The organism is Stenotrophomonas sp. 05L414_2 (assembly GCF_056397905.1).
Genome location: NZ_JBFTOJ010000067.1, coordinates 1 through 21,398, shown reverse-complemented (window position 1 = coordinate 21,398; position 21,398 = coordinate 1). Strand labels below are relative to the sequence as shown.

General features: G+C 67.1%; 19 protein-coding genes, 1 pseudogene and 1 riboswitch. Of the genes and pseudogenes, 7 read left to right on the top strand and 13 right to left on the bottom strand.

What is annotated here, in order from left to right; all coding sequences use genetic code 11:
* Positions 1-71 precede the first annotated feature (71 nt).
* The 3 genes from AC1DJN_RS11355 to AC1DJN_RS11345 form a co-directional block, all read right to left on the bottom strand.
* Positions 72-464 carry a hypothetical protein gene (locus AC1DJN_RS11355; RefSeq protein ID WP_025877073.1) on the bottom strand — a complete coding sequence of 131 codons (393 nt, stop codon included), beginning with the start codon at positions 462-464 and terminating at the stop codon, positions 72-74.
* Between the two features lie 77 nt (positions 465-541).
* Positions 542-1,438 (bottom strand): siderophore-interacting protein, encoded by an 897-nt coding sequence (locus tag AC1DJN_RS11350; RefSeq protein WP_032976621.1) that lies wholly within the window; start codon positions 1,436-1,438, stop codon positions 542-544.
* 141 nt (positions 1,439-1,579) lie between these two features.
* On the bottom strand, positions 1,580-2,806 hold the full coding sequence (locus tag AC1DJN_RS11345; RefSeq protein ID WP_025877069.1) for a multidrug effflux MFS transporter: 1,227 nt from the start codon (positions 2,804-2,806) through the stop codon (positions 1,580-1,582).
* Positions 2,807-3,105: 299 nt separating this feature from the next.
* Positions 3,106-3,208: riboswitch (glycine riboswitch) on the top strand.
* A 61-nt stretch (positions 3,209-3,269) separates the two neighbouring features.
* On the opposite strand from AC1DJN_RS11345, the gene gcvP reads away from it, so the two are divergent.
* Positions 3,270-6,137 carry an aminomethyl-transferring glycine dehydrogenase gene (gene gcvP, locus AC1DJN_RS11340; protein WP_025877067.1) on the top strand — a complete coding sequence of 956 codons (2,868 nt, stop codon included), beginning with the start codon at positions 3,270-3,272 and terminating at the stop codon, positions 6,135-6,137.
* Between the two features lie 100 nt (positions 6,138-6,237).
* Here gcvP and AC1DJN_RS11335 read toward each other — a convergent pair whose 3' ends face one another.
* The 3 genes from AC1DJN_RS11335 to AC1DJN_RS11325 form a co-directional block, all read right to left on the bottom strand.
* Complete coding sequence (locus AC1DJN_RS11335) at positions 6,238-6,648, bottom strand: VOC family protein (RefSeq protein ID WP_025877065.1); 411 nt, start codon at positions 6,646-6,648, stop codon at positions 6,238-6,240.
* A 105-nt stretch (positions 6,649-6,753) separates the two neighbouring features.
* Positions 6,754-8,124, bottom strand: coding sequence for an amino acid permease (locus AC1DJN_RS11330; RefSeq protein ID WP_032951979.1), 1,371 nt, complete (start codon positions 8,122-8,124; stop codon positions 6,754-6,756).
* 81 nt (positions 8,125-8,205) lie between these two features.
* The gene (locus AC1DJN_RS11325) at positions 8,206-8,928 is read right to left on the bottom strand and encodes an AraC family transcriptional regulator (RefSeq protein ID WP_025877061.1); all 723 of its coding nucleotides are present in this window, start codon (positions 8,926-8,928) and stop codon (positions 8,206-8,208) included.
* 119 nt (positions 8,929-9,047) lie between these two features.
* Here AC1DJN_RS11325 and AC1DJN_RS11320 point away from each other — a divergent pair, with 119 nt between their 5' ends.
* On the top strand, positions 9,048-11,144 hold the full coding sequence (locus tag AC1DJN_RS11320; protein WP_478039217.1) for a catalase: 2,097 nt from the start codon (positions 9,048-9,050) through the stop codon (positions 11,142-11,144).
* 21 nt (positions 11,145-11,165) lie between these two features.
* Positions 11,166-11,654, top strand: coding sequence for a hypothetical protein (locus AC1DJN_RS11315; protein ID WP_478039216.1), 489 nt, complete (start codon positions 11,166-11,168; stop codon positions 11,652-11,654).
* Here the strand turns inward: AC1DJN_RS11315 and AC1DJN_RS11310 are convergent.
* The gene (locus tag AC1DJN_RS11310) at positions 11,651-12,385 is read right to left on the bottom strand and encodes an alpha/beta fold hydrolase (protein WP_442251904.1); all 735 of its coding nucleotides are present in this window, start codon (positions 12,383-12,385) and stop codon (positions 11,651-11,653) included. The two genes, AC1DJN_RS11315 and AC1DJN_RS11310, sit on opposite strands and share 4 nt — an antisense overlap.
* 151 nt (positions 12,386-12,536) lie before the next feature.
* Between AC1DJN_RS11310 and AC1DJN_RS11305 the strand changes: the two genes are divergently transcribed.
* Positions 12,537-13,076, top strand: a complete 540-nt coding sequence (locus AC1DJN_RS11305) for a hypothetical protein (protein ID WP_478039215.1) — start codon at positions 12,537-12,539, stop codon at positions 13,074-13,076.
* Between the two features lie 14 nt (positions 13,077-13,090).
* Positions 13,091-13,381, top strand: coding sequence for a hypothetical protein (locus tag AC1DJN_RS11300; protein ID WP_032951973.1), 291 nt, complete (start codon positions 13,091-13,093; stop codon positions 13,379-13,381).
* 84 nt (positions 13,382-13,465) lie between these two features.
* On the opposite strand, the gene AC1DJN_RS11295 is transcribed toward AC1DJN_RS11300, so the two are convergent.
* Positions 13,466-15,592: a methyl-accepting chemotaxis protein gene (locus AC1DJN_RS11295; protein ID WP_025877051.1), complete on the bottom strand. Its 2,127-nt coding sequence runs from the start codon at positions 15,590-15,592 to the stop codon at positions 13,466-13,468.
* 234 nt (positions 15,593-15,826) lie between these two features.
* Between AC1DJN_RS11295 and AC1DJN_RS11290 the strand changes: the two genes are divergently transcribed.
* Positions 15,827-16,792 (top strand): L,D-transpeptidase family protein, encoded by a 966-nt coding sequence (locus AC1DJN_RS11290; protein ID WP_154264176.1) that lies wholly within the window; start codon positions 15,827-15,829, stop codon positions 16,790-16,792.
* Between the two features lie 4 nt (positions 16,793-16,796).
* Complete coding sequence (locus AC1DJN_RS11285) at positions 16,797-17,453, top strand: M23 family metallopeptidase (protein WP_478039214.1); 657 nt, start codon at positions 16,797-16,799, stop codon at positions 17,451-17,453.
* A 30-nt stretch (positions 17,454-17,483) separates the two neighbouring features.
* On the opposite strand, the gene AC1DJN_RS11280 is transcribed toward AC1DJN_RS11285, so the two are convergent.
* The 5 genes and pseudogenes from AC1DJN_RS11280 to AC1DJN_RS11260 form a co-directional block, all read right to left on the bottom strand.
* Positions 17,484-18,140 (bottom strand): hypothetical protein, encoded by a 657-nt coding sequence (locus AC1DJN_RS11280; RefSeq protein WP_442251902.1) that lies wholly within the window; start codon positions 18,138-18,140, stop codon positions 17,484-17,486.
* Between the two features lie 144 nt (positions 18,141-18,284).
* On the bottom strand, positions 18,285-19,577 hold the full coding sequence (locus AC1DJN_RS11275; protein WP_025877044.1) for an adenylosuccinate synthase: 1,293 nt from the start codon (positions 19,575-19,577) through the stop codon (positions 18,285-18,287).
* Positions 19,578-19,871: 294 nt separating this feature from the next.
* Positions 19,872-20,057: a DUF2065 domain-containing protein gene (locus AC1DJN_RS11270; protein WP_025877042.1), complete on the bottom strand. Its 186-nt coding sequence runs from the start codon at positions 20,055-20,057 to the stop codon at positions 19,872-19,874.
* 67 nt (positions 20,058-20,124) lie between these two features.
* Positions 20,125-20,988 carry a protease modulator HflC gene (gene hflC, locus AC1DJN_RS11265; RefSeq protein WP_478039213.1) on the bottom strand — a complete coding sequence of 288 codons (864 nt, stop codon included), beginning with the start codon at positions 20,986-20,988 and terminating at the stop codon, positions 20,125-20,127.
* Positions 20,985-21,398, bottom strand: a pseudogene (locus tag AC1DJN_RS11260) (FtsH protease activity modulator HflK); the annotation flags it as partial. The gene hflC and the pseudogene AC1DJN_RS11260, both read right to left, overlap by 4 nt.

Genomic DNA, 21,398 nt, shown 5'->3' with positions numbered 1-21,398 from the left:
GGCCATGCCCGGCGAGCGCAGCGGCGTAATGAAAAGCCGCCGGGCATGGCCCGGCGCTACCGCGATGACGATCAGTTGCTCTTCTTCGCCGCCAGCTGCGCGGCCAGCGCGGCCTTGAATTCCTCGAAGGTCTGCCCCTTCTCGTTGGCTTCGGCCTGCGCCGCATCGCGCAGCGCATCCGAATAGATCAGGCGCACCGGCGTGCCCTGCCGTTCGTGCAGTTCACCGGCCTGCATGATCAGCGCCAGTACCTGGGCCGCACTCTCGCTTTGGCCGGCGATGCGGCCATCCATGCCCAGCACCCATTCGCCATCGCGACGGACGATGCCGGCCAGCAGCGTGCGCTGCGTGTCGCGCAGCTCGGCGTGCGGCTCGACGGGCGAGGCGGTGGCGGCGGCCTTGTTGGCAGCCTGCTGTTCCTGGCGACGGCGCTGGTCGCGGCGGGATTTGGAAGAGGTCGACATCAGTGGGGCTTGCATTGCGGGGGCGCAAGGATAACCCACACCCCCTGCATGCCGGTTCACGCCCGTGCGGTAGCGGCTCAGTCCAGTACCCGCCCCTGCCGCCAGTACCCCATGAAGGTGATCGCGCGGCGATCCAGGCCGCAGTCCTTCAGCAGATACCGGCGGATCGCCATCACCGCGCCGGCCTCGCCCGCTACCCAGGCATACAGCGCGCCGTCCGCGCTGGCGTCAGCCTGCTCCCACAGGATCTGCGCATCAACGTCGATGTCGTCCAGCTCGGCAGCCCCGGCGACGGTCGCGGCCGCCGCCAGCCGCGCCTGTACTGCCTGCAGCAACCGCTGCCCATGGGCCTGCTGCCCGCGTGGCAACCACACCAGTTCGGCCGTGGCCGGTGCCTTCAGCGGCACCGCATCACCGGCCTGGGCGATCTCCAGCAGGGCCAGCGTGCGCGGCGGATCGGCCAGCCCGGCCAGTTCCTCGAGGATGCCGGCCACCGCCGGCAATGCGGTCTCATCGGCCACCAGCAGCACCTGGCCTACCCCGGCTGGCGGCTTCCATTCCCAGCCCTCGCTGCTGTCCGCACAGTCGGCATCGGGGGCCAGCAGCACCACGCGGTCGCCCGGCCGTGCATGCGTGGCCCAGCGCGAGGCCGGTCCGGTCTGGCCATGCAGCACGAAGTCGACGTCGACCTCGCACTCGCCGGCACGCAGCTGGCGGAGGGTAAAGGTGCGCATCGGCGGCCGCGCGTCATCAGGCAGTGCCCGGTAACGGGCATACCAGTCTTCGCCGCTGGGCACGTCCGGCGCGTCCTGGCCGGGCAAGGGGAAAAACACCTTGATACGCTGGTCCGGGCCTTCGGTCTTCATGTGCGCCACGTCGGCGCCGGTGAACACCATGCGGTCCAAAGAAGGAGAAAGAACGCGGCGCTCCTTCAGCGCCACCTCGAACAGGCGGTAGGTCTGCTGCGCAGCCATGCGGGTACCTCATGCGACGACATCGGAATGGCTGGCTGTCGTGCACCCACGAACCGGCTCGCTGGAAACCCCAGCCTAATCCCTGCCCGCAGCGCCGCAACGGATCCGCGCGTGATGACGCGCCCTACCCCTGCACGACGCTCAATGCGCCGTGCTGGCTGCCTCTGATGCGCGCTCGCGCTGGTGCTCCCAGTACCAGAACACGAAGCCGGCCGCGAAGAAGCCCGCCTGTCCCAGTGCCAGGTGCAGCGGGTTGTTGTGCAGCAGCGGCGATACCACGCCGGCCACCACGGTGCTGATCATCAGCTGCACGAACGCCTGCAGYGACGACGCCAGGCCGCGCTGCAGCGGATACATGTCCAGCACCGCCAGCGCCAGGATCGGGAAGATCAGCGCCATGCCCATGCCGCCAAGGAAGATCGGCATCACCGCCCACGGCAGCGCGAACTGCGGCGCCAGGGTGACGTAGCCGATGTTCAACACGGCAGAGACCGCACACAGGGTGAAACCGAGCGCGACCTGCCGGGTCGGTGTGCTGTGCCCGGCCATGCGCCCGGACAGGAACGAACCGGTGGTCATGCCGCCGATGGTGGGAATGAACAACCACGCAAAGCCACCTTCACCCAGATGCAGGTGCTGCATCACGATGGCCGGCGCCGAGGAGATGTACAGGAAGATGCCGCCGAACCCGATGCTGCCGGCCAGGGCCAGGCGCAGGAACCGCGGGTTGAAGCCGATGCGCACGTAATCGCGCAGCAACGTGCGTGGCGACAGGGCGATCCGCGCCTCCACCGGATGGGTTTCCGGCAGGAAGCGCGCGGTGGCCGCCAGCAGCACCAGCGCGAATACCACCAGGAACCAGAAGATCAGCGGCCAGCCGGCACCGCTGAGCAGGATCCAGCCACCGATGATCGGCGCGATGGCCGGGGCGATACCGAACAGCATCGACACCTGGCTCATCAGCCGCTGCGCGTCGTGGCCGTGGTACAGATCGCGGATCACCGCGCGGCCGACGATCATGCCCACGCCGGCGGACAGGCCCTGCAGTGCGCGGAACGCCAGCAGCGTGGTCAGGTCGGTAGACAACGCACAGCCCACCGAGGCGCCGACGAAGATCACCAGGCCGCCGAGGATCACCCGCTTGCGTCCCCACGCATCGGACAGCGGGCCATGGGCCAGGCTCATCAGGCCGTAGAACAGCAGGTAGACGCTGATGGTCTGCTGCACCGCCACCTCGTCCACCGCCAGGCGCTGGGCCAGCTGCGGAAACGCGGGAAAGATGGTGTCGATCGAGAACGGACCGAACATGGCCAGGCCAGCGAGCAACAGGGCCATGCGGCGGGTGGAAGGAGCAACGGCGGCGGTCATCGGGCAAGCGTCCGGCAGGGCCATGCATGACACGCACGGCGGGCGCCGATCCCCTGCAGCAGGGACGGCGCCAGATGAATACGAGAATCCCACCATCATAGGTGGGGAATGCGCGCGATGCCATGCACGGATGCACAGAACGCACGCCCGGGCCATCGGCCATTCAGCCCCGTGAGGCCAGCCCGGGCCACCGTCAGGCGCCGGCAACGAGCTATAATCGGCGGGCAACACGGTGGGAGAAGCAGGTCACCGCTGCCGAAGGCGCAACGCCCGTAATCGCTCAGGCCCGATACCACCCGTAACAGAACTCTGGAGAGACCGGTTCGATCCGGCGCCGAAGGGGCACGAAGCTGCGGTTTTCCGCGCTTTTAAACTCTCAGGCAAAAGGACAGAGGGGCGCCCGCAGACCGCCGACCGGCGGCTTGTGCCCGTGCGTGTGCCCTTTCCTGACGGATCCTTCGCCATGTCCCAGAACACCCCTTCCCTGCGTGAGCTCGAGCACCATTCGGCGTTCGTCGAGCGCCACATCGGCCCCAACGATGCCGAGATCGCGCAGATGCTCGGCGTCATCGGCCACGCCTCGCTGGATGCGATGACCGATGCCATCGTGCCGGCCAAGATCAAGTCGCCGGCACCGCTGGCGCTGCCGGAGTCGATCACCGAAGTGCAGGCGCTGGCGAAGATCCGCGCGATCGCCGACAAGAACACCGTGCTGCGCAGCTTCATCGGCCAGGGCTACTACGGTACCCACACGCCGAACGTGATCCTGCGCAACATCCTGGAAAACCCGGCCTGGTACACCGCCTACACCCCGTACCAGGCGGAAATCTCGCAGGGCCGCATGGAAGCGCTGATCAACTTCCAGACCCTGTGCGCCGACCTGACCGGCATGGAAATCGCCAACGCCTCGCTGCTGGACGAAGCCACGGCCGCCGCTGAAGCGATGACCCTGGCCAAGCGCTCGGCCAAGTCGAAGTCGGACACCTTCTTCGTGCACGACGCCGTGCACCCGCAGACGCTGGAACTGCTGCGCACCCGCGCCGAGCCCATGGGCATCGTGCTGCGCGTGGGCACCCCGGCCGAAGCGCTGGAAGCGGAAGCCTTCGGCCTGCTGCTGCAGTACCCGGACACCTTCGGCCAGGTGGGCGACTACAAGGCGCTGGTCGATGCCGTGCACGCGCGCGGCGGCCTGGTGGCCGTGGCCACCGACCTGCTGGCACTGACCCTGCTGGCCGCCCCGGGCGAATGGGGTGCGGACATCGTGGTCGGCAACAGCCAGCGTTTCGGCGTGCCGTTCGGCTTCGGTGGCCCGCATGCTGCGTTCATGGCCTGCCGTGACGCCTACAAGCGTTCGATGCCGGGCCGCCTGATCGGCGTCTCGATCGACGCACAGGGCAACCCGGCCTACCGCCTGACCCTGCAGACCCGCGAACAGCACATCCGCCGCGAGAAGGCCACCTCCAACATCTGCACCGCACAGGTGCTGCTGGCGGTGATGGCCTCGATGTATGCCGTCTACCACGGTCCGGAAGGCCTGACCCGCATCGCCCGCCGCACCCATCGCCTGGCCGCCATCCTGGCCAGCGCGCTGCGCACTGCCGGTGTGCAGGTCGGTGCCGACTTCTTCGACACGCTGCACGTCACCGGTGTCGACGCCGACGCGATCCATGCCAAGGCCCGTGCCGCCGGCTACAACCTGCGTGCGATCGACAGCAGTTCGGTCGGCATCAGCCTGGACGAGACCGCCACCCGCGCCGACATCGTCGCCGTAGGCGCGCTGTTCGGTGCCACCGTTGATGTGGACGCGCTCGATGCCAGCACCGCCGATGCGCTGCCGGCCGGCCTGCTGCGCCAGTCCGCGTTCCTGACCCACCCGGTGTTCAACACCCACCACAGCGAGCACGAACTGCTGCGCTACCTGCGTTCGCTGGCCGACAAGGACCTGGCGATGGACCGCACGATGATCCCGCTGGGCTCGTGCACCATGAAGCTCAACGCCACCGCCGAAATGATCCCGGTGACCTGGCCGGAGTTCTCGCAGATCCACCCGCTGGTGCCGGCCGAGCAGGCGCTGGGCTACAAGGAACTGATCGATTCGCTGGAAGCGATGCTGGTCGAGTGCACCGGCTACGACGCCGTCAGCCTGCAGCCGAACTCCGGTGCGCAGGGCGAGTACGCCGGCCTGCTGGCGATCCGCGCCTACCACCGCTCGCGTGGCGAAGATCACCGTGACATCTGCCTGATCCCGGATTCGGCGCATGGCACCAACCCGGCCTCGGCGCAGATGTGCGGCATGAAGGTCGTGGTCACCAAGACCGATGCCAACGGCAACGTCGACGTCGAAGACATCCGTCTCAACGCCGAGAAGTACAGCGACCGCCTGGCCGCGATCATGATGACCTACCCGTCCACGCACGGCGTGTTCGAGGAAGAGGTGGTGGAGATCTGCGAGATCATCCACAAGCATGGCGGCCAGGTGTACACCGACGGTGCCAACATGAACGCCCTGGTCGGCGTGGCCAAGCCGGGCAAGTGGGGTTCGGACGTTTCGCACCTGAACCTGCACAAGACCTTCTGCATCCCGCACGGCGGCGGCGGCCCGGGCGTTGGCCCGTGTGCGGTCAAGTCGCACCTTGCCCCGTTCCTGCCGGGCAAGCTGGGTGACAACGGTCCGGTCGGCATGGTCAGCGCCGCCAGCTTCGGCAGCGCCTCGATCCTGCCGATCAGCTGGATGTACATCGCGATGATGGGCACCGAGGGCCTGCGCAAGGCCACCCAGGTCGCCCAGCTCAACGCCAACTACATCGCCAAGCGCCTGGCCCCGCACTTCAAGACCCTGTACACCGGTCGCAACGGCCTGGTCGCGCACGAGTGCATCCTGGACGTTCGTCCGCTGGAGAAGACCAGCGGCATCGGTGCCGAAGACGTGGCCAAGCGCCTGATCGACTTCGGCTTCCATGCCCCGACCCTGAGCTTCCCGGTGGCCGGCACGCTGATGGTCGAACCGACCGAAAGCGAATCGCTGCACGAGCTGGACCGCTTCATCGACGCGATGATCCAGATCCGCGAAGAGATCACCGCGATCGAAGACGGCCGCCTGGACCGCGAGGACAACCCGCTGAAGAACGCCCCGCACACGGCCACGGCCGTGACCGCCAGCGAGTGGACCCACGCCTACCCGCGCGAGCTGGCCGCCTTCCCGCTGCCGAGCCTGAAGCTGCAGAAGTACTGGCCGCCGGTCGCCCGCGTCGACAACGTGTACGGCGACAAGAACGTGATGTGTGCCTGCATCCCGGTCGATGCCTACAAGGATGATGAAGTCGAGGCGTAAGCCATCGCGGCATCGGAAATGAGAACGGCCCGCGCAAGCGGGCCGTTCTTGTTTTCCGGTAGCGCCGGGCCATGCCCGGCGAGCGCAGCGGCAGAACGCGTCACGGGTCGGGCATCTGCCCCAGGCTCAACTGCCACGACACGCCGAAGCGGTCCTGCACCCAGCCGTAGCGGCTGCTGAAATCCTGCTCGCCCACCGGCATCAGCCAGTGCCCGCCGTCACCCAGCACGCGCGCGGCACGCTCGAATGATTCGGCGCCGGAACACTCGACGAACAGCGACATCGAGGGCGTGAAGGTGAAGTCGTGCACATCCAGGCTGTCAAAGCACAGGTAGTGGGTGCCGCCGAGCAGGAAAATGGCCTGGCGGACCTGCCCGGGCACGCCCGCGCCCGCCCCGTCCGGGTGGCGCTGCAGGGCCAGCAGGCGGAATTCGGCGAAGGCTTCGGCGTACAGGGCCAGCGCCGCTTCGGCCTGGCCGGTGAACATCAGGAAGGGACGGCTGCGCAGCATGCGGTGCTCCCGTTCGTCGGGCCGGTGATGGCCCACGCGATCAGGATGGCACGCGGAATGTGGGCGCGGCGTATCGGTAGCGCCGGGCCATGCCCGGCGGCCCCATCACGCCTCGCGCATGCGCCGGGCGATGGCGCTGCTGGCCGCGATGGTCGCCGTCAGCGCCACCATCGACAGGAACTGCAGGCGCGTATGCGCTTCACTCAGCAGCAGGCCGAAGATCAGCGCCAGGATCGCCAGCGCACAGACGGTCAGCCACGGGAAGCCTGCCATGCGGAACGGCAGGCGCGTGCCCAGACGGTCGGCGCGACGGCGCAGCACCAGCTGCGAGACCAGCGACAACGTCCACACCAGCAGGCAGGTGGAACCGACGATGTTCAGCAGCACCGGCAACACCTTGTCCGGGAACAGCAGTTCCATGATGGTGGCAGCAAAGCCGAACAGGACGCTGGCCAGCACCGCGATCACCGGCACCTGGCGCGGATCGGTCCAGCCCAGCACGGCCGGTGCTTCGCGGCGTTGCGCCAGCGAATACATCATGCGCGAGGCGCCGTAGAGGTTGGCATTGAGCGCTGACAGCAGGGCGATCACCGCGATCAGGGTGATGGCGGTGGCCGCGCCCGGGATATTGGCGACATCGAGAACCGCGGCGAACGGCGACTTCAGCGCTTCGCTGGTCCACGGCACCACGGCGATGATCACGCTCAGCGAACCGATGTAGAACACCAGGATGCGCCAGGCCACGGTGCGGATGGCACGGGCGATGCTGCGCTCGGGGTCTTCGGTCTCCGCCGCAGCGACGGCCACGATTTCGGTGCCACCGAAGGCGAACACCACCACCAACAGCGCCGCGCCGATGCCGGCCAGGCCCTTCGGTGCGAAGCCACCATGCTCGGTGAAGTTGCTCAGGCCCGGCGAGGCCACCTGCGGCAGCCAGCCCATCAGCAGCGCCACGCCCACGGCGATGAAGGCCAGGATCGCCGCCACCTTGAGGATGGCGAACCAGAATTCGAACTCGCCGAAGTTCTTCACCCCGAGCAGGTTGATCGCGGTGAAGAACAGCATGAAGGCCAATGCCGCCATCGGTACCGGCACCACCGGCCAGACCGTGGCCAGCAATCCGGCCGCACCCACTGCCTCGGCGGCGATCACGATGACCAGCTGCACCCACCACAGCCAGCCCACGGTGGCACCGGCGGTGGCGCCCATGGCATCGGCCGCATACACCGAGAACGCACCGCTGGTCGGCTTGGCCGCGGCCATTTCGCCCAGCGCGTTCATCACGATGATCACCAGCGCACCGGCCACCAGGTAGGACACCAGCACCGCCGGGCCGGCCGCCTGCACGCCCACGCCGGAGCCGAGGAACAGGCCGGCGCCGATGGCGCTGCCCAGCCCCATCATGATCAGCTGGCGTGGCTTGAGCGAATGGCCGAGGCGGGAGGGCGAAGCGGTCGTATCGGGGGTGGCGGGCATCGGCAGGGCTGGCGGCGGCTACAAGGGCGACACCTTACCGTGTCCAGCCGCCGCGGGGATAGGCACAGCGCAGCAGGAAACTCAGGCCGGTACCGGCTCGCCGACATTGCCGCCGATACGGGCGCGGTAGGCGCGCGGGGAGAAACCGGTTTCAGCCTTGAACTTGCGGGTGAACGCGCTCTGGTCGCTGAAACCGCAGGCCTGGCCGATGCAGGCAATGCTCTCGTTGCCATGCAGCAGGTGCATGGCCATCTGGATCCGCAGCCGGGTCAGCACCTGCTGCGGCGTCATCTGGAACACCTTGCGGAAGCTGCGCTCCAGCTTGGACAACGAGAACCCGGTGATGTCCAGCAGCGTCTGCATCCGCACGTTCTCGGCGTAGTGCGTATTGAGGTGGGCCAAGGCCAGACGGAGCTGCTCGTACTGGGTCCCCAGGCTGTCCTTCTGGCCGAGGTCGCGGGAAATGCCGATCAGCCCCTCGACCTGCCCGTCCACCAGCAGCGGGCGTTTGCAGGTCAGGCACCAGCCCGGTTCGCGGTTGGCGAACAGGTGCAGCTCCATCAGGTTCTCGATCACCTCGCCGGACAGCACGCGTGCGTCCTGGTCGACATAGTCCGCACTCAGGCCGGTGGGGTAGATCTCGGCCGCGGTGCGTCCGATCACGTCCTTGCGCGCACGCAGGCCCAGCCGTCGCAGCATGGTCTGGTTGACGTAGGTGTAGCGGCCCTGGCGATCCTTCATGAAGAACAGCACGTCCGGAATGGCGTCGAACAGGGCTTCGATGTCGGCGGGTTCGACTCGCATGCGGCAAGCATACCCGAGCCGCCGATTTGTCTGCGCGTTCACTCCCACGGGACCGTGCATTAACGCCGGCGGCGCCACTGTCTGGAGTCTGCCCCCCTACCCGCTCCAGGAGATCCTCCATGGCCGCCAGCAAGCCGACCGGCAAGCGCGCTCCCGCCACCACCTCCGCCGACCCTGACAGCCGCGGCCAGGGCGATGAACTGCATCCGCTCGCAGGAGGCGCCCATCCGGTACTGACCAGCAACCAGGGCATTCCGGTTGCAGACAACCAGAACTCCCTGCGCCAGGGACCGCGTGGACCCACCCTGCTGGAAGACTTCCTGCTGCGCGAGAAGATCACCCACTTCGACCACGAGCGTATTCCCGAGCGCATCGTCCATGCACGCGGTTCGGCCGCCCACGGCTTCTTCGAACTGACCCGCTCGCTGGGCAAGGTGACCCGGGCGAAGATCCTCACCGAGGTCGGGGTGAAGACGCCGGTGTTCACCCGCTTCTCCACGGTTGCCGGCGGCGCCGGCTCGGTCGACACCCCGCGCGACGTGCGCGGCTTCGCGGTGAAGTTCTACACCAGGGAAGGCAACTGGGACCTGGTCGGCAACAACATTCCGGTGTTCTTCATCCAGGACGCGATCAAGTTCCCCGACCTGATCCATGCGGTGAAGATGGAACCGGACCGCGCCTTCCCGCAGGCAGCCAGCGCACACGACACGTTCTGGGATTTCGTCTCGCTGATGCCCGAATCGATGCACATGATCATGTGGGCGATGAGCGACCGCACGATTCCGCGCTCGCTGCGCACCATCGAAGGCTTCGGCATCCACAGCTTCCGCCTGCTGGATGAGGAAGGGAACTCCACCTTCGTCAARTTCCACTGGMRGCCGAAGCTCGGGCTGCAGTCCACCGTCTGGGACGAGGCGCTGAAGCTGCAGGCCGCCGACAACGATTTCCACCGCCGCGACCTGTTCGAGGCGATCCAGCGCGGCGACTTCCCCGAGTGGGAGCTGGCCGTGCAGCTGTTCACCGAAGAACAGGCCGATGGCTTCCCGTTCGACCACCTGGACCCGACCAAGATCATCCCCGAGTCGCTGGTGCCGCTGCAGGTGATCGGACGCATGGTGCTGGACCGCTGGCCGGACAATTTCTTCGCCGAGACCGAGCAGGTCGCCTTCTGCCCGGCCAACGTGCCGCCGGGCATCGATTTCAGCAATGACCCGCTGCTGCAGGGGCGGCTGTTCTCCTATCTGGATACCCAGCTGATCCGCCTGGGCGGACCGAACTTCAACCAGATTCCGATCAACGCACCGAAGTGCCCGTTCGCCAACCATCAGCGCGATGGCCACATGCAGATGCAGGTGCCGAAGGGGCGCGTGGCCTACGACCCCAGTTCGCTGCAGGAAGACAGCCCGCGCGAGACGCCCGCCGGTTTCCGCAGCCACGCCAGCGCCGATGATGGGCGCAAGGGCCGCACCCGCGCGGAGAGCTTTGCCGACCACTACAGCCAGGCGCGGATGTTCTTCCGCAGCCTGGAAAAACCGGAACAGGCGCACCTGGCCTCGGCGCTGGTGTTCGAGCTGTCGAAGGTGGAAACGGAGAAGGTGCGCGTGCGCACCGTCAGCCATCTGCGCAACATCGACGAAGGCCTGGCCAAGCGCGTGGCCGACGGGCTGGCACTGGGCACGCTGCCCGCCCCGGCACCGACGGCAACCCCTGCACAGGACCTGCCCGCCGCACCCGAGGTCCGCGTGATCGGCCGCAACAAGCCCCTGCTGCAGGGGCGCTGCATCGGCATCCTGTTCGACGAGGGCTCCGATGCACGGGTGATCGCCAATCTGCGCAAGTCCGCCGAAAAGGCCGGCGCCAGCGTCAAGCTGGTCGCGCCGAAAATTGGCGGTGCCACGCTCAGCGACGGCAARACSCWGGCMGCCGATGGMCAGCTGGCCGGTACMCCGTCGGTGGTGTTCGACGCAGTGGCGGTCGTGCTGAGTGCCGACGCCGGCAAGGCCTTGGCCAAGGAAGCGGCAGCCGTGGGCTTTGTCAGCGATGCCTGGGCGCACCTGAAAGCCATCGCCAGTGACGAAGGCGCACAGGCCCTGTTGAAGGCAGCGCGCGTCGGCAACGATGCCGGCACCGTGGAGGCCGAAGACAGCAAGGCCTTCCTCGCCGCTGCCGCCACCCGCCAGTGGGCACGCGAGCCGAAGCTGCGCCTGCTGGCCTGACCATCCGACAGGAGAATCCCCATGCCCCGTGGTGACAAATCCGCCTATACCGACAAGCAGAAGCGCCAGGCCGAGCATATCGAAGAGAGTGAGCGCGAACGCGGTGCCAGTGAAGGCACCGCCGAGCGCATCGCCTGGGCCACCGTGAACAAGCAGGATGGTGGTGGAAAGCGCAGCGGCAGCGCGCGCCAGGCAACGAAGAAGGTGGCCAGAAAGACAACGGCGAAGAAGGCTTCCGCAAGCAAGGCGACTGCAAAGAAGGTGGCGAAGAAGACCGCTGCGAAGAAGACGCCTGCGAAGAAGGCCGTCACCAGGAAGACTGCTGCAAAGAAGGCGGTGAAGAAGGCCCCTGCGAAGGTCCCTGCAAAGAAGGYAGCCGCCGGGAAGGCAACGCAGAAGAGCGCCTCACGCAGCACCGCAGCGAAGAAGGCCGCGAAGACCCGTGCAGCAAAAAAGGCGGTACGCAAGACCGCGGCGAAGAAGGCCGCACGCACCCGCGCCGGCAGTTAGCCGGTAGCGGGCAGCGCCCTCACCCAACCGGCCACCACCGCGGCGGCCGGTTCGGCACAGGCCTGCAGCAGCAGATGCGGCCCGTCCAGGGCCACGTGCCGCGCGTCCGGCAGCAGGGTCTGCAGCTCGGCTACGCTCGGTGGCCACAGCAGCCGGTCATGACCCGCCTGCAGGCACAGCGCCGGCACCCCGATCTGCGGCAGCAATGCGCGTACGTCCACCCGCAGGGTCGCTGCGGCGCGCTGCCGCAACGTGGTCGCTGGAACCTGAGCCAACGCAGCGCGCAGCATCGACATGTGCTCGCCGGTGCGCCACCGCCCCAGCAGCAGGCGCGCCAGCATCGCCACGGGAGGCACCGGCCAGGCCGGTGACAGCAGTGCCGCGCCGGCTGCCGGCAATGGCACGGGCCGGCGCGCAAAGGTCGCGGCCAGCACCAGTCCGCGCAGCGCTGCGGGCTGGCGCGCGGCCAGCTCGACTGCCAACGGCCCCGAGAAGGACTCGGCAAGCAGGATGAAGGGGTGGCGGGGCAGCTGCGGCCACAGCCATCTGGCAAGCGTGGCGTAATCCTGCCCGCCCTGCGCAGGCAGCGCGATCGCCTGCGTCGTCAGCCCATGAGCCTGCAGTGCGGACAGCAACGGGGTCGACATGCTGCCGGTGCCATCCAAGCCCGGCAGCATCAGTACGTGCAGCGGCGCGGCCGACGCGGCATCACAGCCCTGTTTTTTCCTCACGTCCCGTTCCCATGCCAGCTCCTTTGCTGGCAAGCATCGCCCGGATCGGCAGGCGAAGGAACCTCTTCCTGGCTCTCCCTCTGCTGTGCCGGCCAAGGTTGCGCGATACTGCCGGCTCCGCCGCAGGATGCGGCTACCAAGGAGAGCGTTGATGCGAGGGACCTACGCACTGGCCATGATGGCCCTGATGCTGCCACTGACCACCTTTGCCAGCGATGGCTGGATAAATGGCGACGGCAAGGCGGTGCCGCAGACCGATGCCATGAAATCCAGCGATGGCTTTGCGGCATCCCTRCTGGTCACCTCCGACGCCRACTGGCGGGGCAAGTGGGAAACTCCACCGGAGAGCACTCCCAGCTTTACCGAGGCCAGCGAAGTCCACCTGGGCGGAGAATTGTTCCTGCTGACATTCCTGTCCAACCCGCAACTGGATGAGAACCGCGTACCCAAGGTGCACTGCGATCTGCGCATGCTTCGCCCGGACGGCAGTACCAGTGTCGACGAACGCGATGTTCCCTGCTTCACTGCCGCCCTGCCCGGCCCGCCAACCCTGCTGTACATGACCAGTGTGCAGCTGAAGTTCGTCGCCGAGGCAGGTGACCCGAAGGGCACGTGGACCGCGCAGGTGGTGGTCAGGGATCTGTTGCGGAATGTAAGCCTGCCCCTGCAGGCCCGCTTCGACGTCCGTTGACAGGAGGCCTGCAGATGAAGATGCGACGACTTCTGAGCTGGACAGGCCTTGCGCTGTGCGTGGTCTACCTGCTGTTGACCGCGTGGCTGGTCCACGGCGCGCAGACAGACGCCGACCCGAAGGGTACCTACATCCTGATGGCACTCCCCATCACCCTGCAGTCTGCCGCGCTTGATGCCATCGGCGCAGGCAGCCTGTTGTACGGCAAGCCCTGGTCGACCGCGTATGCGGTGCTGGTTCCGCCAACCCTGCTGTTGCTGTACGCGGCCGGTTGGTTGATCGAACGCTCGGCACGCGGGCGCTAGCGGAACTCAACCGTTGCGTGCATCGACGCCCTGCATGCGGGTCATCGCATGCAGGGCGCCACCCAACATCGCGCTGTCGCTGGCTTACGCCGCGCGTGCAGGCAGGCTGGGCATGCGTGCCCCCTGCTCCAGCTGGAACACCGACACCGACGTGGTCAGCGCATGCGCCTGCTCTTCCAGCGCGCGGCTGGCAGCGGTCGCCTCTTCCACCAGCGCAGCGTTCTGCTGGGTCACCTGGTCCATCTGCACCACCACCTGGTTGACCTGCTCGATGCCGGCCGCCTGTTCCTTGCTGGCGGCGGCGATGTCGCTCATCAGCTGGGTGGTACGCGAGCTCGCCTGGGCCACGCGGGCAATGGCGGCTTCCGATTCCACGGTCACGGCCAGACCACTCTGCACCTTGGCAGCGGCGTCCTCGATCAACTCCTTGATCTCCTTGGCAGCGACACCGGCACGCTGTGCCAGCGTACGCACTTCGCTGGCCACCACCGCAAAGCCGCGTCCCTGTTCGCCGGCACGCGCCGCTTCCACTGCAGCGTTCAGCGCCAGGATGTTGGTCTGGAAGGCGATGCCATCGATCACCGTGGAGATTTCCGAAATGCGCGCCGAAGACTGGTCGATCTCGCCCATCACCGTGGCCATCTGCGCCATGGCCTGCTCGGTCTCGCGCACGGCAACGCCGGCCGCATGCGCTTCGCTGTCAGCCTGGCGTGCCAGTTCGGCGTTCTGGCGCACGGTCGAGGTCAGCTCTTCCATCGAGGCGGCAGCCTCTTCCAGATTCGCGGCCTGTTGCTCGGTACGGCGCGACAGATCGTTGTTGCCGGCCGCCAGTTCCTGTGCCGCGTTGTTGATGCTGTCGGCGGCCACCTGGATGCCACGCACGATTCCGGTCAGCTGCGTGGTGGTGGCATTGGCATCGTCACGCATGCGCGCGAACACGCCCTCGTACTCGCCCTCCATGCGCGCGGTGAGGTTGCCATGCGAGATGGCGCGCAGCACGTCGGAGACATCGGCGATGCTGGCCTGCGAACTGGCCATCATGCCGTTGAGGTGGTTCACCATCGCCTGGAACTGGTACTGGAATGCCGCGGCGTCGCCACGCACGCTGAAATCGCCAGCGCGCGCGGCACGGGCCAGTTCATCGATCTGCGCGTTGATCGCCATCAGGCTCTGCTTCACCGCCGCCAGGGTACGGGTCAGCGTGCCCTTCTCACCCGGGTACTCGGGCAGATCGCGGCTGAGGTCGCCGATGGCATAGCGCTGCATCACCTCGGCCATCAGCAGCTGCACCTGCACGTGTGATTCGACCAGGTGGTTGGTGGCCTGCACCATGCGGCCGAAGTCGCCGGGGAACGCACTGGCGTCCATCCGGTAACGGATCGCGCCGGCTTCATGCTGCTCGGCCATCTGCAGCTGCGCGCCGATGGCGGCCTGAACGCTCTGGCGCACGCTGGCCATGGCCTCGCCGAGCTGGGTCAGCTCGTCACGGCCACCCAGGCGGAATTCCTGGTCCAGTTCACCCTTGGACAGGCGCTCGGCCAGCTGCACTGCACGCGCCAGCGGGCCGGTCATGCTGCGACCGATCAGTACCGATGCGGCGATGCCTGCCAGCAGCGCCACGCCACCCAGCACCAGCAGCTGCAGCAGGCTGCGCTCGCCCAGGCGGATCGCCTCGGCAGCGGCCTCGCGGCTTTCCTTTTCTTCATAGGCCACGCCATCGGCCAGCGCCTTGTTCCAGCCATTGGCCGCTTCCTGCACCGGGCCCAGGGTCAGCGCCACGGCGCCGGGGAAATCGCCCTGTTCCATCAGTTCGCTGGTCTGCTTGTTGAGCGGACGGGCGAGCGCGCGCTTGGCGGCGATGGTCTCGCCGATCACCTTGCCTTCGGCATCGCCGGGCAGGGCCTGGTAGGCCGTCCAACTGGCCTCGTAGCGCTTGACCAGAGCGGCGATGCGCTGCTCGTCGTTGGCACGGTCTTCGCCCTGGCGGATCAGCATCTCGCGTCGCACGACCATCATCTGGTTGTTGGCATCAAGCATCTCCGACAGCAGCCGCACCTTGGCTACGCCGACCTCGACCACCTGCTCCATCGCGCGCTTCTGCACCATGGTGGCGGTGGCACCGGTAGCGACCACGGCGGCAACCAGCAGCAACAACAGGCCAAAGCCAAGCCCAAGACGCCAGGCGACCCTGACGTTCCTCAAGTAGTTCATGGGGTGAATCCAAAACGGGGGGGATGCGCCCATATCGGCCCGCCAGCCGGGAATCTTGATCGCCTCCCGCTCTACTGCGTCGGAAGCCGTTCACCTTGGTGAGACCCGGCCTCCCGCTTCTGCCGCGGGAGGATGGCCCGGCGGCGCGGCCCCACTGCTCATGCTGGCATCAGTTTTCTTTCACGGCGGCTGCGCAGCGTCTACGGGCAGGGTGGAGGCGTGATCTGCCTGGAGATGCCCATGCCCGTATGCCGCCCCGCCCTGCTCGCCCTGTCGCTGCTGATGTCGCCCGCCTTTGCGCAGACGCCCCCGCCCGCCGGCCTGCCAGCACCCATCGCCGAAAAGGCCGGCCCTGACACGGCGGCGCACTCGCCCCTGCACGCTCAGGTACTTCTGGACCGCGCCAATTTCTCTCCGGGCGAAATCGATGGCGAAGTGGGCAGCAATCAACGCCGCGCGGTGTCCGGCTTCCAGGCAGCGCACGGACTGACGGTCAGCGGCGAACTGGACGACGCCACCTGGAGGGCCCTGCAGGCCGACTCGGTCGGCCCCCTTGCCAGCTACACGCTGACCGCAGAGGACGTGGCCGGTCCGTTCGTTGCGGTTCCCAAAAAGCCCGCCGACCAGGCCAAGCTGAAGGCACTGGGCTTCAGCAGCGTGGAGGAATCGCTGGGCGAGCGCTTCCATGCCGCACCGGAGCTGCTGAAGGCGCTCAATCCCGGTGTGGATCTGAGCAAGGCCGGCAGCCGGATCCAGGTGCCCAACATTGCGCCCGCTGCATTGCCCAAGGCCGCCAAACTGGTGGTCGACAAATCCGACTCCACCCTGCAACTGCTGGACGCGCAGGGCAAGGTGATCGCGCAGGTACCGGTATCGTCGGGCAGCGAGCACGACCCGCTGCCGATCGGTGAGTGGAAGATCCTCGGCGTCTACCCGGACCCGCCATTCCACTACAACCCGAAGCTGTTCTGGGATGCCAGGAAGGGCGATCGCAAGGCCACGATTCCGCCCGGCCCGAACAATCCGGTCGGCCGGGTCTGGATCGACCTGTCCAAACCCCATTACGGCCTGCACGGTACGCCGGTGCCCGGCCATGTCGGCAAGACCGAATCGCACGGCTGCGTGCGCATGACCAACTGGGATGTGCTGCGCGTGGCTGCAGCCGTGGATACGTCGGTACCGGTCGTCATGCAGGAGTGAGCCGATGCGACTAGCGCAACTGATCGTACTGGGGCTGGTGATGGGCGTGGCAGCCGGATGGTGGTTGCAGCGTGATGGCGAGCCGTCCGATGACACGGGTGCCCGCCCCCTTGAAGTGGCGCAGACCTCCGCTGCAGCCGACAGCGCCCGTGCCGTACCCGTGGAGCAGGCGACAACGGCAATCGCTGCGCCCGCCCCAGCAGCAACGGGCGACACACCCTCCGGCCTGCTGCTGCCGGTACAGGGCATCACGCCCTCGCAACTGCAGGACACCTTCACCGACGCACGCAGCGAAGGCCGCGTGCACGATGCGATCGACATCATGGCTGCTGCCGGCACACCGGTACTGGCGGTGGCCGATGGCCATGTCGAGAAGCTGTTCGACAGCGAKCGYGGCGGCCTGACCRTCTAYCAGTTCGARCCSRGCGGCCGCTRSTGCTACTACTACGCSCACCTSCAGCGCTACGCSGACGGCCTGGCCGARAAGCAGACCATCAAGCGCGGCGACGTGATCGGCTACGTCGGCAGCACCGGCAACGCCAACCCCGAAGCCCCGCACCTGCATTTCGAAGTGCACGTGCTGGGCCCGGAGAAGCAATGGTGGAAGGGCGAGTCGATCAATCCCTATCCATTGCTGAAAAAAGGGGACGGAGGGGATTAAGTCGCAACCCGCACGGTCTGGTCGTGGCGGCTAGGCAGCGCGTGGACGCTGCCTGCGCAGCGCGATGGTGAAGATCACCAGTGCGATGCCTGGAACCAGCAGCAACAGCGCTGCCAGTTTCCAGAAGAAGAACGGCCACAACCAGAGGTAGTCCAGGTCGGTCAGTTTCAGAAGATCCAACGGCGGCTGCACTTCGATCGTTGCTGGCCTGCCGGCCAGCGCCGGCTCCACTTCCAGCACGGTCACCCGCAGCCAGGAGCGGCCACGGGGCAATGCATCACCGCGGCCATAGCCGAAGTACGCGGCGGTAAAAACAGCCGTTTCAACGGTTTCCAGCCTGCGCACAACATCCGTCCCGGCTGGGCCAGAACGCACGCCCGCACGGAAGTCCGCATGCTCGTTGGGGGTGTCGACACGCATCAGCACGTCGGAGTCGAGGGCCGGGTCGGCGGCGTTGGGCGGGTAACGCAGCCGCAACCGCAGGCGATCATCAATGAAGCGGTAGACCGTGATCTCCGCGCTCGCACCGGGGCTCAGCACCAGCGGCAGGGTCTGCGTGCGTGACGCCAGGTGGTTGGCCACGGCACCCACCGCCAACACCACACAGGCGACTGCCCACAGGCCCCAGAACACCCACAGGGTGATCCGCAGCACCCGCGTCCCTTTCGCGCTGACATCGCCGGTCATCGATCCGCTTCCCTGCTTGCATTGCGTACACACTAACGAAAAAGCCCCGCTTTCGCGGGGCTTCTTCTTTCAGCGACGCSGGGCATGGCCCGGCGCTACCGGTGCGGCAGCGTTGCCAGGCAGCGTCTGGCATCGCCGCATCGCTCAGGCGAACGGATCCTGCAGGACCATGGTGTGGTCGCGGTCCGGGCCGGTGGAGACGATGCTGATCGGGCAGCCGGCCAGCTCTTCCAGCGAACGCAGGTAGGCGCGTGCGGCCGGCGGCAGGTCGTCCCAGTTGGTGATGCCGTGGGTGTTTTCGGTCCAGCCCGGGAACTCCAGGTACACCGGGGTGCACTCTTCCCAGCCCTGCGCGTCCAGCGGCGCGTACTCGGTACGCTTGCCGTTGTATTCATAGGCGATGCAGACCTTCAGCTTTTCCATGCCGTCCAGCACGTCCAGCTTGGTGATGCACAGGCCGCTGATGCCGTTGATGGCCACGGCGCGCTTCAGCGCGACGATGTCCATCCAGCCACAGCGACGCGGGCGGCCGGTCGAGGCACCGTATTCGGCGCCGCGGTCGCGGATGCCCTGACCGATTTCATCGTCCAGCTCGGTCGGGAACGGGCCGCCGCCAACGCGGGTCGCGTAGGCCTTGGCAATGCCCAGCACGTAGTCGATCGCATCGGCGCCGACGCCGGCACCGGCCAGCGCACCACCGACGGTGGTGTTGGAGCTGGTGACGTACGGGTAGGTACCGTGGTCGATGTCCAGCAGCGCGCCCTGCGCACCTTCGAACAGCACGCGCTTACCCTGCTTGCGCAGGTCATGCAGGATGCCGGCAACGTCCGACTTCATCGGCTGCACGTACTCGCCGAAGGCCAGCGCCTCGTCGAAGGTCTTCTGGAAATCGACCGCGTCGGTGTTCAGGTACTTGGTCAGCACGAAGTTGTGGTAATCCAGCGCGGTGCGCAGGAGTTCTTCCAGCTGCTTCGGATAATGCAGGTCGGCGATGCGGATGCCGCGACGCGCCACCTTGTCTTCGTAGGCCGGGCCGATGCCACGACCGGTGGTGCCGATCGCCTTGCCGCCGGCAGCGCGTTCGCGCGCCTGGTCCAGGGCGATGTGGTACGGCATGATCAGCGGCGCGGCCGGGGAGATCTTCAGGCGCGAACGCACTTCCACTCCGGAGGTTTCCAGCTCGGCGATTTCCTTCTGCAGCGCGGCCGGCGAGATCACCACGCCGTTGCCGATCAGGCACAGCGCATCGTCACGCAGGATGCCCGACGGGATCAGGTGCAGGACGGTCTTCTTGCCGTTGATGACCAGSGTGTGGCCGGCRTTGTGGCCGCCCTGGAAGCGCACGACGGCGCCGATTTCCTCAGTGAGCAGATCGACGATCTTGCCCTTGCCTTCATCGCCCCACTGGGCACCAAGCACTACGACAGACTGACCCATGACGGGTTCCTCTATTTGTTGCGGCCATCGGGGCCGCGGACGGGTAAACCGCAGCGGGGCTGGCCAGCGCTTGGGTGGCGGCTCCAAACGGGGAGCGGCCGGCGATGGAAGGCCCAGACACGGAAAAAGCCGAACGGGGAGGCCCGTCCGGCTTTTGTGCATTATCCGGGTTTCCGGGGTCCGGTGCCACCTTTCCGACGGACGGCTTCACCAGCCGGTCAGCCACCCCGCCCCGGTAGTGCCGGCCGCTGGCCGGCAGTCCCAGGTTGCCGGCCAGCGTCCGGCACTACCCTTCTAATGCCGTACCCACCACAGCAGGCTCAACCCGGCCAGCAGGACCAGGCCACCGAAGCTGCGCAGGGCCGGGCTGGGCAGGTCCAGCAGGCGTTCGGCCATGCGCTTCCAGGCCACGGGGGCCACGAACAGCAACAGGCCTTCCAGCACCGCGACCAGACAGACGGCGGCGAACAGATCTTTCATGGGGGAACTCCGGAAAAGCACGAGGCCCGGCGTATGGCCGGGCCCCGTGAGGTACTGCCGTGCGGACTCAGCGATCGTTCTTGAGGTACTGCAGGAACGGGTCGTTCTTGTCCAGCACGATCACGCCGTTGCCGTCGGTCATCGAGCCACGGTAGGCCTCGAGGCTGCGGTAGAACGCGTAGAACGACGGGTCAGCCGAACCGGCCTTGCCGTAGATGCGTGCGGCCTCGGCATCGCCTTCACCACGCAGGCGCTGGGCATCGCGTTCGGCTTCTGYGATCAGCACGGTGCTGTCACGGTCGGCCTGGGCGCGGATGGTCAGCGACTGCTCCTCGCCCTCGGCGCGCAGCTTGGCGGCTTCCTGCTTGCGCTGGGCGCGCATGCGCTCGTACACGTCATTGATCACCTGGCTGTCGGTGGGCAGGTCCACCTGCTTGATGCGCAGGTCGATCATCTGCATGCCCAGCCCGGCAACGGCTTCGTTGATGCCCTTCAGCTGCTCGGCGATCAGCTCGCTGCGGTCGCCGGACACCAGCTGCTGCAGGGTGCGCGAGTTGATCTGGTTACGCAGCGAGTCGGTGATGATCGGTGCCAGGCGGGCGTTGGCGATACGCGGATCGCCACCGGTGGCACGGAAGTAATCGCCCACGTTGGAGATGTAACCGATGGCGAAGAAGTCGACGCTGACGTCCTTCTGCTCGGCCGTGAAGTAACGGGCCGGCGCGGTGTCCAGCACCTGGAAGCGGCGGTCGAACACCCGCACCGTTTCCACCACCGGCAGCTTGAAGTGCAGGCCCGGCTTGATGTCCGAACGCACCACCTTGCCCAGGTTCAGGACCATGGCGGTCTGGTCCTCACGGACCACGTACACCGAGCCGAGCAGGCCCAGCAGCACCGCTACGACAACGGCGATCCAGATTGAATTTCTCATCGGCTGCCCTCCTCACGGCCGCTCGAACGCCCGGTCGGGCGGCCCACCGGCCGGCCCGGATCACGGGAAGCTTCCACTGCGGTGGTACCCGGCAGCGACGGCATCACCACATCGGGGTTCGGAACCGGCGCCGGTGCCGAGGTGCTGGCACGGGTATCACCGGTCATCGGCACGTAGATCAGCTGGCGGCCATCGCCACCAATGACCTTGCGGTTCTCGCTCAGCACCTGCTGCACCGTTTCCAGCCACAGGCGCTTGCGGGTGACTTCCGGTGCGTCCTTGTACTGGGCCTGCAGCAGGCTGAAGCGCTGACCATCACCCTCGGCCTTGGACACCACGGCCTGCTTGTAGCCCTCGGCGGTGGTACGGGCACGCGAGGCCTGGCCGCGCGCTTCAGGCACGACCTTGGC